The organism is Deinococcus terrestris (assembly GCF_009377345.1).
Lineage (GTDB): Bacteria > Deinococcota > Deinococci > Deinococcales > Deinococcaceae > Deinococcus > Deinococcus terrestris.
In genome coordinates, this window is record NZ_WBSL01000001.1 from 592,047 (window position 1) to 605,639 (window position 13,593).

Genomic DNA, 13,593 nt, shown 5'->3' on the forward strand with positions numbered 1-13,593 from the left:
TGGCATACTCCGCCGAATGCCGCCCGCTTCCCTCTTCACCGTGCTGCGAACCCGACCCCTCTTCCGGCGGCTGTGGCTGGGCGCGATGGTCTCGGGCCTGGGCGACACGCTGAGCTGGCTCGCGCTGACGTGGTACGTGCTGGAGCGCACAGGCGGCGGCACGGCGGTGGGCGGCCTGCTGCTGTGCTTTGCCCTCCCCGCGGTGGTCACCGCTCCCCTCTGGGGCCGGGCGATGGACCGCTTTCAGCCCCGCCCCCTGATGCTGGCTGACAACGTGGCCCGCGCCGCCCTGGTCGCCTTGATTCCGCTGCTGGACGCGCTGGGAGGGCTGGAGCTGTGGCCCGTCTTCCTCGTTGCTGCCTTGATGGGGGCGCTGGCCCCCGCCACCCAGATCGGGGTGCGCCTCTACGTCCCCGCCCTGCTCCCCGACCACGAGCTGGAGGGAGGCAACGCCGCCTACGGCCTGACCACCCAGCTTCCCACCGTGTTCGGTCCGGCGCTCGCGGGCCTGCTTGTCGGGGCGTGGGGAGCGCCGAGGGCGCTTGGGCTGGACGCGCTGACCTTCCTGGCGATGGCGTGGGCACTGCTCGCGCTGCCCCTGCTGCCGCGTAGAAAGCGAGCCGCCGGAGAGGAGAGAACGCCCACGGGTGGGGGGTGGCCCCCCGCCGTCCTCGCGGTGCTGGGGCTGACCACCCTGTTCTATTTCGGGTATGGCCCACTGGAGGCCGCGCTGCCCGTCTTTGCCCGTGAGACGCTGGGGACGGGAGCGCAGGGTTACGGGGTGCTGTGGTCGGCGCTGGGGGTGGGAACCCTGGGGGGCACGCTGCTGGTGGGGGTGCTCGCGCGGAGCCTGCCCACACGCTTGGTGCTGGTCGGGATCATGGCGCTGTGGGGGCTGTGTATCGCCGCGCTGCCGCTGGTGCCGGGTTTTGGGACGGTGATGGCGATCATGTTCGTGGGCGGCGTGGTGTGGGGACCTTACACGGCGTTGGAAACCACCCTGCTGCACCGCAGCGTGCCCGCCGAGCGGCAGGGACGGCTGTTCGGCCTGCGGACCATGCTGCTGGGTCCCGCCGCGCCGCTGGGCACCGCGCTGGGCGGCCTGCTGCTGCTGGGGGTGGATGCGGGCGGGGTGATCGCCCTCTCCGGACTGGCCTGCGTGCTGGGGGCGTTGGTTGCCCTGCCGTGGTTGCGGCGCGGCACTCCACCGGAGGAGTCCGCTCCACTCGCCCCGCCTTGAGAACGGCCGAGCGAGTGGCCCCAGGCCCGGCGGCTACACTGCGGGACGTGTTGCGTGCTGCCCTGTGGCTGACCTCGCTGGTGTTCGTGCCGGTGGGCCTGTTTCTGTATTTCCTGCCGCCCGAGGTCGCCACGCTGCTGACCGTCTCGCCGCTGTGGCTGGCCCGCGTGAGCGGCGGGCTGGTGCTGGCCTGGGGCCTGCTGCTGCTCGCGGCCAGCAACCGGCCGGACGCGCTGGGGGCCGGGGCGCTCGCGGGGGGCAACCTCCTGCTCGTGGCGGCCCTGGTGCCCGCCGTGCTGAGGTTGGGTGACACGCTGCCCCCCGCCGTGCGCGGCGCGATGCTGGGGGCAGCGGCGCTGCTGACCGTGCTGGCGGTGATGGGCCTGCTGGCCTGGCCTTCCGCCAGCTCCCGGAGGGGCGCGTGACGGGCGGTGGCAGCGGTGCCCCCGAGCGCCTGCACAAGCGCCTCGCTCGGGCCGGAATCGCCTCGCGCCGCGCGGCGGAGGCCCTGATTGTGGCCGGGCGCATCACGGTGAACGGGGAAGCGGCCACGCTCGGCCGCACCGTGACCCCCACCGATGAAATCCGGGTGGACGGGCGGCTGATCGACGTGACAGCGGCGCCTGCGGTCACCTACGTCCTGCACAAGCCCGCCGGGTACGTCACCTCCGCCCGCGACGAGTACGGACGCCGCACCGTGCTGGACGCCATGCCCCCGGTGCCCGGCCTGCACCCGGTCGGGCGCCTGGACCGCGACTCGGAAGGACTGCTGCTGCTTACCACCGACGGCGACCTCACCCTGCGCCTGACCCATCCCCGCTACGGCCACGAGAAGGTCTACCGGGCCTGGACGGCTGGGGACGGTGACCCCACTCCATCTGAACTCGCCCGGCTGGAACGCGGCCTCCCGCTGGAGGACGGCCTCGCCCAGGCTCTCAGCGCCCGCCCCGCTCCCGGCGGTGCCCTCGTCACCCTGGGGGAGGGCCGCAACCGCCAGGTGCGCCGGATGTTGGAGGAGATCGGCCACCCGGTGGTCCGGCTCCTGCGCCTGCGAATGGGCGGCCTGTGGCTGGGCGACCTCGGCCCCGGCGAGTACCGTGAACTGGACAGCCGAGAATTGCACCACCTCCTGCATCCCGCTGAGGTGCCGCGCCGGGTCTGGGAGCGGCAGGAGGCAGAGACGCTGGAGCGCTGGGGATAGTCGTGTCGTCGGTGTCCTGCCTGTTGTGAAGCGGCCGGGGCTGGGGGCTGCCTGCCCCCTCCACATTCCCCCGTCCACCCGCCCTGCTACACTCCGGAACGCGGGGAGGCTCACGGCCGCGCCCTTGCTCAGAGCAGGGGTGAGGAAAGTCCGGGCACCGCAGGGCAGGATGCCAGCTAACGGCTGGTCGGCGAGTCAAGCGCCCCTCCGAGCGCCACGGCGGGGGGGAGGCGGCGAAGCCGAAGGACAGTGCCACAGAAACCAGACCGCCATCTCCAGACAGCCCCGGCGCGGGCGGGGATGGTCAGGGTGAAACGGTGCGGTAAGAGCGCACCAGGCCTCCGGGAGACCGGAAGCGCTGGTAAACCCCATCCGGTGCAAGACCCGACAGCGCGGGAGGAACGGCCCGTTCCGATGATCGCCAGGATGGTCGCTTGAGGCGCACGGCGACGTGCGTCCCAGAGAGATGGCCGTGCCCCACCCCCGGGTGGGAGACAGAACCCGGCTTACCGCCTCCCCGCTCCACCCCAGGCCCGCCGTTTCCCATCCGGGGCGGCGGGTCTGCCTATGCCTTCCGCGCTTGCCACGCCGCGACGAGTAGCCCAGCAATCATCAAGACGCCGCCGATGGGTGTGATCGCCCCCAGCCAGCGCGGCCCGGTCAGGACCAGCAGGTACAGACTCCCGCTGAAGATCACTGTCCCCGCCAGCAGCAGCGGCGCCCACGCCCCCCGCCGTCCGCCCGCCCCCAGCGCGAGCAGGGCCAGCGCCGCGTACATCTGGTAGCGCACGCCCGTTTCAAAGGTGGCGAGGTCCGCCGCCCTTAGCATCCCACGCAGGCTATGCGCCCCGAAGGCCCCCAGGCCTACCCCTAGGGCGGCGAGCAGGGTTCCAGCCACGGTCGGATTCAGTCTCATGCCCCGGAGGGTAGGGCGTGGTGGGCGGCAGAGGGGAGAGGCAGGTGCCCCAGCGGGGCGGGTGGGAAAAGAGGGAGTGCAGACCCACGAATCGGGGAGAGAGTGGGAATCGGTGGTAAAGCGTGGGGGGGGCTGTTACACTCCCGGTAGCAGCCTACAGTCGCGTCTGGTACGCCGCTGCACGGCTGCGCGTCGTGCGCCCCTGGCCGGAGCCTCCGGTGGGAGGTGCGTGGGAAGAGAGAAACGTTGCCGTTTGGAGAGTACCCCTACACCATCGACGACAAGGGCCGCCTGGTTATGCCTCCGGCTTTTCGGGACTTCGTGGAAGACGGGATGATCCTCACGCGCGGCATGGAAGGCTGCCTCTACGTCTTTCCGCTGGCAAGCTGGCGGCGGGTCGAGGAGCAACTGGAAGGCCTGCCCATCACAGACGCGGCCTCCCGCGCCTTCGTGCGGTTTTTCTATTCCGGTGCCAGCAAGGCGCGGCTGGACAACCAGAGCCGCGTCTCGGTGCCGCTGGCCCTGCGGAGTTTCGCAGGGTTAGGCAGCGACGTGATCGTGGCGGGTGCTCCCGGACGTCTGGAACTGTGGACCCCGGCCCGCTGGGAAGCGGCCATCGTGGCCGTGCAGCAGGACCCGCCCAACCCTGACCTTCTCGCCCATTTCGTGGCGTAACTGACATGACAACCCTGCCCCCTGACGACCTCACCCCCCTCACCCTCTCTCACATCCCGGTTCTGGCAGCCGAAGTTATAGAAGCCCTTGCCCCCGCTCCCGGCCGGGTCATCGTGGACGGCACCCTGGGCGGCGCCGGCCACACCAGGCTGCTGCTGGAAGCGGGCGCCTCCGTGATCGGCATTGACCAAGATCCCTATGCCCTGAACCGCGCCCGCGAGGCGGCCTTGCCCGGCCTGACGGTCGTGGAGGGCAATTACCGCGACCTGCCCGAACTACTGTCCAGCCTCGGCGTCCCGCAGGTCGACGGCGTGCTGCTCGATATCGGCGTGAGCAGCTTTCAGCTCGACGACAGTGGGCGCGGCTTTTCGTACCACACCGACGCTCCGCTCGACATGCGCATGAGCCAGTCGGGTCTCTCCGCCGCCGACGTGGTGAACACGCTGCCCGAGGAAGAACTTGCCGCGATCATCTACGAGTACGGCGAGGACCGTCACTCCCGCCGGATCGCCCGCGCCATCGTGCAGGCCCGCGAGAAGGCGCCTATCGAGACGACGGTGGCCCTCGCGGACCTCGTCAAGCGGGCCTATCCCGGCTTCTCGCGGGGCATCCATCCGGCCCGGCGCACCTTCCAGGCGCTGCGCGTCCACGTCAACGACGAACTCGGGGCCTTGCGCGACGGCCTGGCCGCCGCCGAGGCCGTGCTCGCGCCGGAGGGCCGCCTCGCCGTGATCTCCTTCCACTCGCTGGAAGACCGGATCGTCAAGCGCTTCTTGCGGGGGTCGGCGGGCCTCGAACCCCTCACCAAGCGTCCGGTCGAGGCGTCCGAGGAGGAGCAGATCCGCAACCCCCGCGCCCGCAGCGCCAAGCTCCGCGCGGCCCGCAAGCTCGGCCCCGACGAGGCGGCGGGCCGGGAGGTGGGCCGGTGACCGTCTGGAGACGTCTGCCCGACCTCTCGCGGCTGGACGTGAGCGTCGCCACCTGGCGGGCGCGGGCGGTGCGTTACCTCGCCATCTACCTCGCGCTCGCGCTGCTGCTGGTGGGGGCGCGGGCGCTGACCCAGGACGTGCGCCCCACCCTGCGGGCCGCGCAGGACCGTGAGGCGGCGCTCACCACCGAACGCGACGAATTGGAGTTGCGGGTGCAGACCCTGACCGGCTCGGCACGGGTGCGCGATTGGGCCTTCGCCAACGGGATGCGCCGCTTCGCCGGATCGACCACGACGACCGGGCGCTTCGGGGCCGTGCCGCTCCCAGACCCCCTGATTCCCCGGACCACGCTGGAGGTGCAGACCGAATGGAAGTGAAGATCCAGAAGCGTTCGCGCTGGATGCAACTGATCGCGCTGGCGCTGTTCATGACCCTGGTGTGGGCCTACGCGCAGCTCGAGTGGGGCGTGCCGCAGGGGGTCAAGCGTTCGGTGGTGCAGTCGCGCGGCACCATCGTGGCCCGCGACGGCACCGTGCTGGCCCGCAGCGTGGACGGCGAGCGGGTCTACCCCCAGGGCACCCTCGCCGGGCAGGTGCTGGGCATGATGGGCGCGACCGAGGGCCTGGAAGGCCTGGAAGCCGCCTACAACCGCAGCCTGGAGGCCGGTCAGCCTCTGCGCCTGACCCTCGACCCCGCCACTCAATCGGCCGCCGAGGCCGCCCTCGCCCGCTACGTCCCCGAGCACGAGGCGCAGTACGGCTCGGTGGTGGCCCTTGAAACACGCACTGGGCGCATTCTCGCCGCCGCGAGCTACCCGCCCTTCGATCCCAACAAGTGGCGGGTCTACTCGCCCGAGACCCGGCGCAACCGTCCCTTGCTGGACGTGTATGAGCCCGGCTCAACCATCAAGGCATTGGTGGTCGCGGCGGCACTGAACGAGGGCCTGACCACCCCCAACACGACCTATGACACGCCCATGCGCCGCTACGTGGGCGAGCGCTGGGGCAGCACCATCGGGGACAGCGTGGACCACCCGGCGCGGCTGACCACCCGCCAGATCCTGCGCTACAGCAGTAACGTGGGCATGAGCCACATCGTCGAGGAGTTTGAGCCGGAGCGGATGCGCAATTACCTCAGCGCTTACGGCTTCGGGGATTACGCCGAGCTGCCCACGGTCACCAGCAGCACCGGGCGCCTGCAACCCCTGGACAACTGGAACGATCTGGTGCGGGCCACCAACGCCTTCGGGCAGGGCATGAGCGGCACCACCTTGCAACTCGCCGCTGCCTACAACGTGCTCGCCAACGACGGCCGCTACGTGGCCCCCCGCCTCGTGGAGGGCGAGCCCGCCGGAGAGCGCCGCGACGTGCTGCGCCCGGCGACGGCCCGCACCATCCGCACCATCCTCAAGGAGGTCGTCAAGGAAGCCATCCCCACCCAGGCGGGCCTCAAGGGCTACGACCTGATGGGCAAGACGGGCACCTCGCAGGTGTCGCTGGGAGCACAGGGCTACTCCAGCAGCCTCTACGACTCGACCTTCGCCGGGATCGTCTCCTACCCCGCCGACACTCCCCGCGTCACCATCGCTGTGATGGCGCACGGGGCCAAGCGTGGGCACCACGGCTCGCAGCTTGCCGCGCCGATCTACCGCGACATCGCCTCCGACATCCTCTCCCGCTGGGGCGCCGCACCTACCCCCCCGCCTCCCGAGAAGGATGAAGAGGCCAAACCCTGAGCCTTTTCTGAGCTTTTGCAGCGCCCTTTCCGCCCAAGCGCCCGCCCACCGTAAGGTGGGTTCCTTTGCGCACTCAACGGAGTGAAAGGGGTTCCACGTTTGCCCCGTTCCTCCCTCCCTTCACCAGCAAGAATTCCCAGTGAAGGAGCAAAAACCCTGCAGCCTTCATGAGAAAATAGATGAGAGCATTAGAAGTTGACTCATCCTTGAAATACCGTTCCAGACAATCTATCTCGGGGAATTTCCGCTCCTTCAGACGCAGCAACCCTCTCTTAAATGAGAGAGAATCCTGTCAGCTCACAGAAGATTCCCATTCCTGGTCTTTAGGCTCAGCCCTGAAGAAAGCCCTTTCGCGGCTTGCCCTCTTCCAGAAATCATCCGGCCGCGCTGTACGTGCGGCCGCAGGAGAATGCATGCTGAAATCTGTTCGTTCGCTGCCGACGGCCCTGCTGGCCGCCCTCGCCACCGCCGCCGCGACCCCGGTGTTGCCTGCTCCAGCCCTGGCCGCGCAAGCTGTGCGCGAAGCCCTCGCGCCGGACGTTGCTCCGGCGGCCGTCGCGGCGCCGGTTGCCCGTCCCCAGCCCAGCCCGGTTCAGCCGACCGCTGCCCAGGCCGCCCAGACCCGTGCTCAGGCCATCGAGCGGGCGCAGACGGTGCTGGCGCAGGCGGCTCCCAAGGGCCGCAGCGTGGTCGCGCGGGCCACTGCCTACAACAGCCTCGCCGCGCAGACCGACTCCACACCGTTCATCACGGCGACGGGGACCCGCACCCGCCCCGGCGTGGTGGCGCTCAGCCGCGACCTGCTGCGCGTCTTTCCCTACGGCAGCCGGGTCACCATCGAGGATCTCAGCGGCAAATACAACCACCTGCTGAGGGGCCGGGTCTTCTACGTCGAGGACACCATGGCCGCCCGCAAGACCAACAGCATCGACATCTGGATGGCGACCCGCAGCCAGGCCATCCAGTTCGGGGCGCGGCAGGTCCGCATCACCGCTGTTCGCTGACCCCACCGGCTTCCCAGGGCGCGGCCGTCTTTCCAGAGACGCCGCGCCCTTCCGCTGTGCGGGAGCCACAGGAGCGGAGCTGCTATCGTCCCCAGACGTGAACCGGCCTGTCGCCCGCCCCTCCCTTGCGCCCCCCCCCGCATGAGCCGCGCCCCGAACCTGGCTTGGACGATCGCGCGGGCACACCTCACGCGGCGGCGCACCCAGAACGTCCTGACGGTCCTGGGTATCGCGGTGGGCGTGATGGTCCTGATCGCGGCCCTGAGCCTGACCAATGGGTTTACCCGTGCCCTGGTAGACGCGACCCTGCGGGCCAGCCCCCACCTCAGCCTGAACGCCTACGCGTCTTCGGGCCGCGACGCGGCGCTGGAAGCCGAGTTGCGCTCGGACCCCCGCGTGGCCGCCTGGGTGCCTTTCGTGGGCGACAAGGGGCTGCTGACCCGCCCCGCCGGGGAGGGCCGTGCGGCGGGAGTGGATTTCACCACCCTCTTCGGTGTGACCTCGGCGGCGGCCGAGGTGCTGGGGCTGCGGCCCGAGGAGGCGAGGCTGCTGCGCGGCCTGGGGCAAGGCGAGATCCTGCTGGGCGAGGCCCTGGCCCGCAGTGTGGGCGCCTTTCCGGGGGACGAGGTCCGGCTCCTGAACAGCACCCAGCGCCGGGCGTCGTTGCGGGTGGTGGGCGTGTTCAGCACCGGCAACTTTCTGATCGACTCGGGCTACGCCTTCACCAGCCTGGGGACCCTCCAGACCCTCCAGGGTACCGACAACATCACCGGCTACCAGCTCCGGCTGCGTGACCCCGCCCTCGCCCGCGAGGTGGGGCAGGACCTGACCCGGCTGCGGCCCTACGCCCCGTTGCCCTGGCAGGACCTCTACGGCACGCTGCTCGACCAACTTGCCCTGCAAAAGCGGGTGATCGCCTTCGTGGTCTTTCTCATCGTGATCGTGGCGGCCTTCGGCATTGCCAACGTGCTGACCCTGGCCGTCTTCGAAAAGACCCAGGAGATCGCCATCCTGCGGGCCATCGGGGCCACGCGGGGGCTGATCACGCGGGTTTTCCTGATTGAGGGAGCGGTGCTGGGGCTGGGCGGCCTCTTGCTGGGCAACCTGCTGGGGCTGGGCATCAGCCTGTATTTCACCGTGCGGCCCTTTCAGTTGCCGGGCGACCTCTATTTCATCACCGCGCTGCCGGTAGAGGTGCGCTGGACCGACCTGCTGTGGGTCAATGGGGTGGGCCTGGGCACCACCCTGCTCGCGGCCCTGATTCCGGCGCGGCGGGCGGCGGGCGTGGAGCCGGCCCGCATCATCCGCTGAGGGAAGAAGGCCAGCCGCAGCCTGATCCATTCTGAAAAGGTAGTTCCAGCTGCTCGGGCGCAAGCTGACCGTAGGCTGAAGCACCATTAAGTTTCGGGACGTGCCCGCTCATGGCCCGTCATGGAGGCCCCCGTAGCCTGCGTCTCGGAGGTACACCCATGAAGAAGCTCCTGATGATTCCCGCCGCGATGCTGGTCGGCACTGCGGCCGCGGCCCCCAAGATCAGCGCCCAGAGCATCATCGTCAACCCCACGCAGCCTGCACTGTCGGTCAGCGTGCGCGTAAACAAGGACACCAGCGGCAACGCCAACCCCACCTACCGCGTGGGCGAGAACATCTCCATCTCGACCAGCGTCAACCGCGACGCCTACGTCTACCTGTTCAACGTGGACGCCAACGGCGAGGTCACCCAGATTCTCCCCAACCGTCTGGGCGGCGACAACTTCGTCAAGGCGAACACCACCGTGACCTTTCCCCGTGCAGGCGCGAACTTCACCTTTACCGTCGGGGAAGACCTCGGCCTGAACAAGGTGCTGGCCCTCGCCAGCCTGACGCAGCTCAACCTCGATCAGCTCAGCACCTTCCGCAGCCAGCAGGACCAGTTCGCCACCGTGAACGCCCGCGGCCAGAACCAGCTCGCGCAGGCCCTGAGCATCGTGGTCAACCCCATTCCGCAAAACAGCTGGGTCACCGACACAGCCTTCTTCTCGGTCGTCGGCCAGACGCCCGTGCAGACGGGTAGCTTGTTCGTGGGCACCAATGTCGCCAACGCGACCGTGACCCTGAACGGCCAGCGCCTCGGCAGCGCCAACACCACCTTCAGCAACCTCCGTCCCGGCACCTACCCGGTGCGCGTGCAGGCCCCCGGCTTCCGGGACTACACCACCACCATCACGGTGCGTGCGGGCGTGACCACCAACCTGAACGTGGAATTCGCCCAGGCCGTGACCCCGGCTCCCGTGGTGAGCAACCAGTTCACACTCTCGATCCGCAGCAACGTGGCGAACGCCCGCGTGTTCGTGGACGGGCGCGAGGTGGGCACCATCCAGAACGGCGTCCTGAGCGTGTCCGTGCCGCGTGGCAGCCACGAGGTCGTGCTGATCGCCCCCGGCTACCGCACCTTCGTGAACACCTACAACGTCACCCGCAACAGCCAGATCACCATCACCCCCGCCCGCTGAGGCGCGAGGGACCAGCCCAGACCCCCACCCGCTGCGGTGGGGGTTTTGGTGTGCCGCCTATCCGGCTGCCGGTCCCTCGCCCAGCAGGTCGTGCAGCACCCGCGCGGTCATGCCCCAGATGTCGTGGCCGCGCCAGGGATAGCGGTAGAGGAGCACTGGCTCGCCGCCCGGCAGGGTGCGCGTCTCGCGGACGAGGGGGGCGGCCCGCAGCTCGCCCAGCGTGGGCAGCAGCAGCTCGGCGACCTCCGCGCTGAGGGTCAGCCTGGGCTCGGCTGGGAGGCGGGCCAGGATGGGGGTGACGTGGAAGCCGACCGGGGTGAACACGTCGTCGAGTTCGCCCAGCACAGTCACGTCAGCGGGGGAGAGGCCCACCTCCTCTTCCGCCTCGCGCAGGGCGGCCTGGATGGGCGTCTCGCCGGGGTCGAGGCTGCCGCCCGGAAAGCTGATCTGCCCCCGGTGGGTGGGTAGGTCCACCGAGCGCACCGTGAGGAGCACGCGGGGGTCGGGTTCGCGGGTCAGCCCGACCAGCACGGCGGCGCGGCGGAAGTCGGGCAGGTGCAAAGAGGCGCGGGTGCGCTGGCCCACCCAGAGCGCCCACGGGTCCTCCAGCACGGCATCGAGGGGATCGGGGGTGTCCGTCATCCCTCCTCCGGGTCGGGCAGGGCCAGCAGCCGGGCCTGGGTGTGCTCGCGCAGCGCGACCTCCGCGTCCACGCCCAGCGAGCGTGCCCAGGCGACTGTGGCGGCCAGCACCTCGGCCACCCCCCCGGCGGAGTCGGGCGCCCGGTCCAGGGCCGCCTGCACGCCCGCCCGGTCCCCCTTCGCGTCTCCAGCCAGTTTCTGCGCCCCCGTCTCGCGGGCCAGTGCCCCCAGCGCGGCGGGAACCTGATCGGCAGGGCGGCGGGGACGCCCCCCGCGCTCGGCAGCCTTGATCGCCTGCCAGTTGGCGATGACCTCATCCGCGTCTTCGACCTGCACGTCCCCGAAGACGTGCGGATGCCGCCGCACCAGCTTGTCCACGATGCCGCGCTCTACGTCCGCGTAGTCGAAGGTTCCTGCTTCCTGGGCGATCACCGAATGAAAGGCGACTTGCAGCAGCACGTCCCCCAGCTCGGCGGCGAGGGCCTGTGGACCCTCCGAGACGGCGTCCACGGCCTCGGCGGCCTCCTCCAGCAGGTACGGCCGCAGGGACGCGTGGGTCTGCTCGCGGTCCCAGGGACAGCCGTCCGGGGCACGCAACCGGCGCAGGGTGGTCAGCAGCTCTTGCATGGGGGCCATGCTAGGGCGAATCGCCCGCCGGGTTCTGTCGCCTGCGTTGGACCGTTCGGCGTTCTCCGGGGAACGTGACGGCGGCCCCCTCACTCCCGGTTCACCGTCGGTCAGGTGCGGCGTGCTGCACTGGGCGGGATGAAGAAAGTGTGCCTGCTCCTGGCCCTCATCCCGCTGGCCCTGTTTTGCGCCCCGGCGGGTGCTCAGGCCGCGACCTCCTGGAACGCCCGGACCCTCTCGACCGCCCGCTACGCGATTCTGGCCCCCCAGATTCAGGGCAACCCGAATCTGCTGAGCGCGGAGCAGCGGGCCGGAATCCTGGCCGCGATGGGCCGCGACTCGGCCGGGGCGATCAAGCGCCGCTATCCGGGGGCGACCATCGTCGCGGACCCGAATACGCCCGGTGTGATCAAGGTCAGCCCGGTCCTCGTGGCGCCCGGTGCGCTGGTGCCGTGGGCCAAGCTGACCGCCCGGCTGGACTTCGACCTCCCGGCGGGGCGGCGGGTGACCGTGCAGGACCAGTTCGGGCTGCTGACCCTCTGGCAGCACCAGCACGACGCGGCCAATTTCCTGTACGACCAGCTCGTGCAGCGCCTGCCCTGACCCTGGCGGGTGCTGGAGAGGTCAGGCACGGCGTCCCCTGCCTGACCTCGGCGAACGGATGAACGCAGGCGGCCTCCCCGTTCCTACGCCGGGAGGCCGCCTGCTGTAGAGGGCGCTACACGAACGCGCTGAACCCTGTGATCGCCCGGCCCACCACCAGCGTGTTGATCTCGTTGGTCCCCTCGTAGGAGTAGATCGCTTCCGTATCCGCGAAGTGCTTGGCGACGCCGTTTTGCAGCAGGATGCCGTTGCCGCCGAAGGTCTCGCGGGCCAGCGCGACCGTCTCGCGGCAGCGGGCCGCCGTGACCACCTTGGCGAGCGAGGCGTGCTCGTCCCCCATCTCGCCCGCGTCGGCCATGTCCGAGAGCCGCAGCACGAGGGCCAGCATGCTCGTCACGTTGCCCAGCATGTGGACGAGGTGGTTCTGGATCAGCTGGAACTCCCCGATGCGCTTGCCGAACTGCTCGCGGGTCTGCGCGTAGCCCAGCGCCAGCTCGTAAGCGCCCAGCGCACAGCCCACGCCCTGCCACGCCACGCCTGCCCGCGTGAGCCGCAGCACCTCGGCGGTCGTGCGCCAGCCGCGCGTGGCTTGCAGGCGGTCGGCCTCGGGCACCCGGCAGTCCTCCAGGAAGACGTGCCCGTTTTCCACGATCCGCAGGGCCGTCTTGCCCTCGATCTTCTCGACCCGGTAGCCCGCCGTCCCCGCCCGCACGATGAAGCCGCGAACCTCGTTCGTGTCCTCGTCCCGCGCCCACACTACCGTGAAGTCGCTGAAGGGCGAGTTACCGATCCAGTACTTCTCGCCGTTCAACACCCAACTGTCCCCGTCGCGGCGGCAGGTGGTCCGCATCCCCTGGCTAACCTGCGAGCCACCTTCCGGCTCGGTGAGGCCGAAGGCACCGACCGCCTCGAGGTCCAGCATCTTGGGCAGCCACTCGGCCTTCTGCTCCTCGCTGCCGCCCAGCGCGATGGACGCGAAGGCCAGCCCCGCGTGCACCCCGAAGAAGACAGCGGTGGATACGTCCACCCGGCAGGCTTCCAGGGTGATCAGGCCTTCGACGAGCGTGGCGTCGGGCTTGCGGGTGCCGTCCTCGTTCCAGACCCGGCGCACGAGGTCGAGCTTGCGCAGTTCGGGGATGAGTTGCTGGGGGAATTCGTCGCGGTTCCAGTACACGTTCATGATGGGCCGCACCTGATCAGTCATGAAGGTGCGGACCTGCGCCCGGACCTCCCGCTGTTCGGGGGTCAGGCGGTCCAACTGGCCGTAAAAGTCGCCGTCGGGCGCGGGCAGATCGGCCGTGCGGCCCCCGCCGCCGCCCAGGGTACGGGCGAGCTGCTTGAGCTGGCCGTCGTTGAGCTGCGAGACGCTGGAGAGCAGGCCCGGCAGGTCCACCTTCTGCCCCAGCCGCGTCAGGGCATCGAGGTCGAGTTGCGCGAGCATCGCCTGGAGAGTCGCTGGATTGGTCATGCCTCTTCTTGTACCCGGTGCAAGTTGTCCAGACTGGGGCCTTCCACCCCAGGCCCCGTTCA

At 70.0% G+C, this 13,593-nt stretch carries 15 protein-coding genes and 1 other RNA gene; 12 read left to right on the plus strand and 4 right to left on the minus strand.

The window, feature by feature from the left end; genetic code table 11:
• The first annotated feature begins 16 nt into the window (after positions 1-16).
• The 4 genes from F8S09_RS02950 to rnpB all read left to right on the plus strand — a co-directional run bounded on the left by F8S09_RS02950 (position 17) and on the right by rnpB (position 2,966).
• The gene (locus tag F8S09_RS02950; protein ID WP_152868771.1) at positions 17-1,240 is read left to right on the plus strand and encodes an MFS transporter; all 1,224 of its coding nucleotides are present in this window, start codon (positions 17-19) and stop codon (positions 1,238-1,240) included.
• 47 nt (positions 1,241-1,287) lie between these two features.
• Positions 1,288-1,665 (plus strand): hypothetical protein, encoded by a 378-nt coding sequence (locus F8S09_RS02955; RefSeq protein WP_322618471.1) that lies wholly within the window; start codon positions 1,288-1,290, stop codon positions 1,663-1,665.
• Positions 1,662-2,441: a pseudouridine synthase gene (locus F8S09_RS02960; RefSeq protein WP_322618472.1), complete on the plus strand. Its 780-nt coding sequence runs from the start codon at positions 1,662-1,664 to the stop codon at positions 2,439-2,441. Before F8S09_RS02955 ends, F8S09_RS02960 begins: the two co-directional genes overlap by 4 nt.
• A gap of 100 nt (positions 2,442-2,541) precedes the next feature.
• An RNA gene (gene rnpB, locus F8S09_RS02965) (RNase P RNA component class A) lies at positions 2,542-2,966 on the plus strand.
• A 40-nt stretch (positions 2,967-3,006) separates the two neighbouring features.
• Here rnpB and F8S09_RS02970 read toward each other — a convergent pair.
• Positions 3,007-3,357, minus strand: a complete 351-nt coding sequence (locus F8S09_RS02970) for a DUF423 domain-containing protein (protein ID WP_152868777.1) — start codon at positions 3,355-3,357, stop codon at positions 3,007-3,009.
• 246 nt (positions 3,358-3,603) lie between these two features.
• Here F8S09_RS02970 and mraZ point away from each other — a divergent pair, with 246 nt between their 5' ends.
• From mraZ to F8S09_RS03005, 7 genes are all read left to right on the plus strand, one after another.
• A complete protein-coding gene (gene mraZ, locus F8S09_RS02975; protein WP_152868780.1) occupies positions 3,604-4,032 on the plus strand; it encodes a division/cell wall cluster transcriptional repressor MraZ in 429 nt (142 codons plus the stop codon).
• Positions 4,033-4,037: 5 nt separating this feature from the next.
• Positions 4,038-4,961: a 16S rRNA (cytosine(1402)-N(4))-methyltransferase RsmH gene (gene rsmH / locus F8S09_RS02980; RefSeq protein ID WP_152868782.1), complete on the plus strand. Its 924-nt coding sequence runs from the start codon at positions 4,038-4,040 to the stop codon at positions 4,959-4,961.
• Positions 4,958-5,338, plus strand: coding sequence for a hypothetical protein (locus tag F8S09_RS02985; RefSeq protein ID WP_322618473.1), 381 nt, complete (start codon positions 4,958-4,960; stop codon positions 5,336-5,338). Before rsmH ends, F8S09_RS02985 begins: the two co-directional genes overlap by 4 nt.
• On the plus strand, positions 5,329-6,696 hold the full coding sequence (locus tag F8S09_RS02990; protein ID WP_152868784.1) for a peptidoglycan D,D-transpeptidase FtsI family protein: 1,368 nt from the start codon (positions 5,329-5,331) through the stop codon (positions 6,694-6,696). Before F8S09_RS02985 ends, F8S09_RS02990 begins: the two co-directional genes overlap by 10 nt.
• A 413-nt stretch (positions 6,697-7,109) precedes the next feature.
• Positions 7,110-7,700 (plus strand): 3D domain-containing protein, encoded by a 591-nt coding sequence (locus F8S09_RS02995; protein WP_152868786.1) that lies wholly within the window; start codon positions 7,110-7,112, stop codon positions 7,698-7,700.
• Positions 7,701-7,841: 141 nt separating this feature from the next.
• The gene (locus F8S09_RS03000) at positions 7,842-9,011 is read left to right on the plus strand and encodes an ABC transporter permease (protein WP_152868788.1); all 1,170 of its coding nucleotides are present in this window, start codon (positions 7,842-7,844) and stop codon (positions 9,009-9,011) included.
• A 158-nt stretch (positions 9,012-9,169) separates the two neighbouring features.
• Positions 9,170-10,192: a PEGA domain-containing protein gene (locus F8S09_RS03005; RefSeq protein ID WP_152868790.1), complete on the plus strand. Its 1,023-nt coding sequence runs from the start codon at positions 9,170-9,172 to the stop codon at positions 10,190-10,192.
• 57 nt (positions 10,193-10,249) lie between these two features.
• Here F8S09_RS03005 and F8S09_RS03010 read toward each other — a convergent pair whose 3' ends face one another.
• Together F8S09_RS03010 and F8S09_RS03015 are read right to left on the minus strand one after the other, a co-directional pair.
• The gene (locus F8S09_RS03010; protein WP_152868791.1) at positions 10,250-10,834 is read right to left on the minus strand and encodes an NUDIX hydrolase; all 585 of its coding nucleotides are present in this window, start codon (positions 10,832-10,834) and stop codon (positions 10,250-10,252) included.
• Complete coding sequence (locus F8S09_RS03015; RefSeq protein WP_152868793.1) at positions 10,831-11,460, minus strand: MazG family protein; 630 nt, start codon at positions 11,458-11,460, stop codon at positions 10,831-10,833. The genes F8S09_RS03010 and F8S09_RS03015 overlap by 4 nt, the downstream gene beginning before the upstream one ends.
• Before the next feature lie 138 nt (positions 11,461-11,598).
• Here F8S09_RS03015 and F8S09_RS03020 point away from each other — a divergent pair, with 138 nt between their 5' ends.
• Positions 11,599-12,063 (plus strand): hypothetical protein, encoded by a 465-nt coding sequence (locus F8S09_RS03020; RefSeq protein ID WP_227978436.1) that lies wholly within the window; start codon positions 11,599-11,601, stop codon positions 12,061-12,063.
• A gap of 115 nt (positions 12,064-12,178) precedes the next feature.
• On the opposite strand, the gene F8S09_RS03025 is transcribed toward F8S09_RS03020, so the two are convergent.
• Positions 12,179-13,531 (minus strand): acyl-CoA dehydrogenase family protein, encoded by a 1,353-nt coding sequence (locus F8S09_RS03025; protein ID WP_152868795.1) that lies wholly within the window; start codon positions 13,529-13,531, stop codon positions 12,179-12,181.
• Between the last annotated feature and the right edge of the window lie 62 nt (positions 13,532-13,593).

Coding starts and splice junctions, on each gene's coding strand:
- F8S09_RS02995 (WP_152868786.1), top strand. CDS start 7,110: ATGCTGAAATCTGTTCGTTCGCTGCCGACGGCCCTGCTGGCCGCCCTC.
- F8S09_RS02950 (WP_152868771.1), top strand. CDS start 17: ATGCCGCCCGCTTCCCTCTTCACCGTGCTGCGAACCCGACCCCTCTTC.
- F8S09_RS03025 (WP_152868795.1), bottom strand. CDS start 13,531: ATGACCAATCCAGCGACTCTCCAGGCGATGCTCGCGCAACTCGACCTC.
- F8S09_RS03005 (WP_152868790.1), top strand. CDS start 9,170: ATGAAGAAGCTCCTGATGATTCCCGCCGCGATGCTGGTCGGCACTGCG.
- F8S09_RS02990 (WP_152868784.1), top strand. CDS start 5,329: ATGGAAGTGAAGATCCAGAAGCGTTCGCGCTGGATGCAACTGATCGCG.
- F8S09_RS03000 (WP_152868788.1), top strand. CDS start 7,842: ATGAGCCGCGCCCCGAACCTGGCTTGGACGATCGCGCGGGCACACCTC.
- F8S09_RS03010 (WP_152868791.1), bottom strand. CDS start 10,834: ATGACGGACACCCCCGATCCCCTCGATGCCGTGCTGGAGGACCCGTGG.
- F8S09_RS03015 (WP_152868793.1), bottom strand. CDS start 11,460: ATGCAAGAGCTGCTGACCACCCTGCGCCGGTTGCGTGCCCCGGACGGC.
- F8S09_RS03020 (WP_227978436.1), top strand. CDS start 11,599: ATGAAGAAAGTGTGCCTGCTCCTGGCCCTCATCCCGCTGGCCCTGTTT.
- F8S09_RS02970 (WP_152868777.1), bottom strand. CDS start 3,357: ATGAGACTGAATCCGACCGTGGCTGGAACCCTGCTCGCCGCCCTAGGG.
- rsmH (WP_152868782.1), top strand. CDS start 4,038: ATGACAACCCTGCCCCCTGACGACCTCACCCCCCTCACCCTCTCTCAC.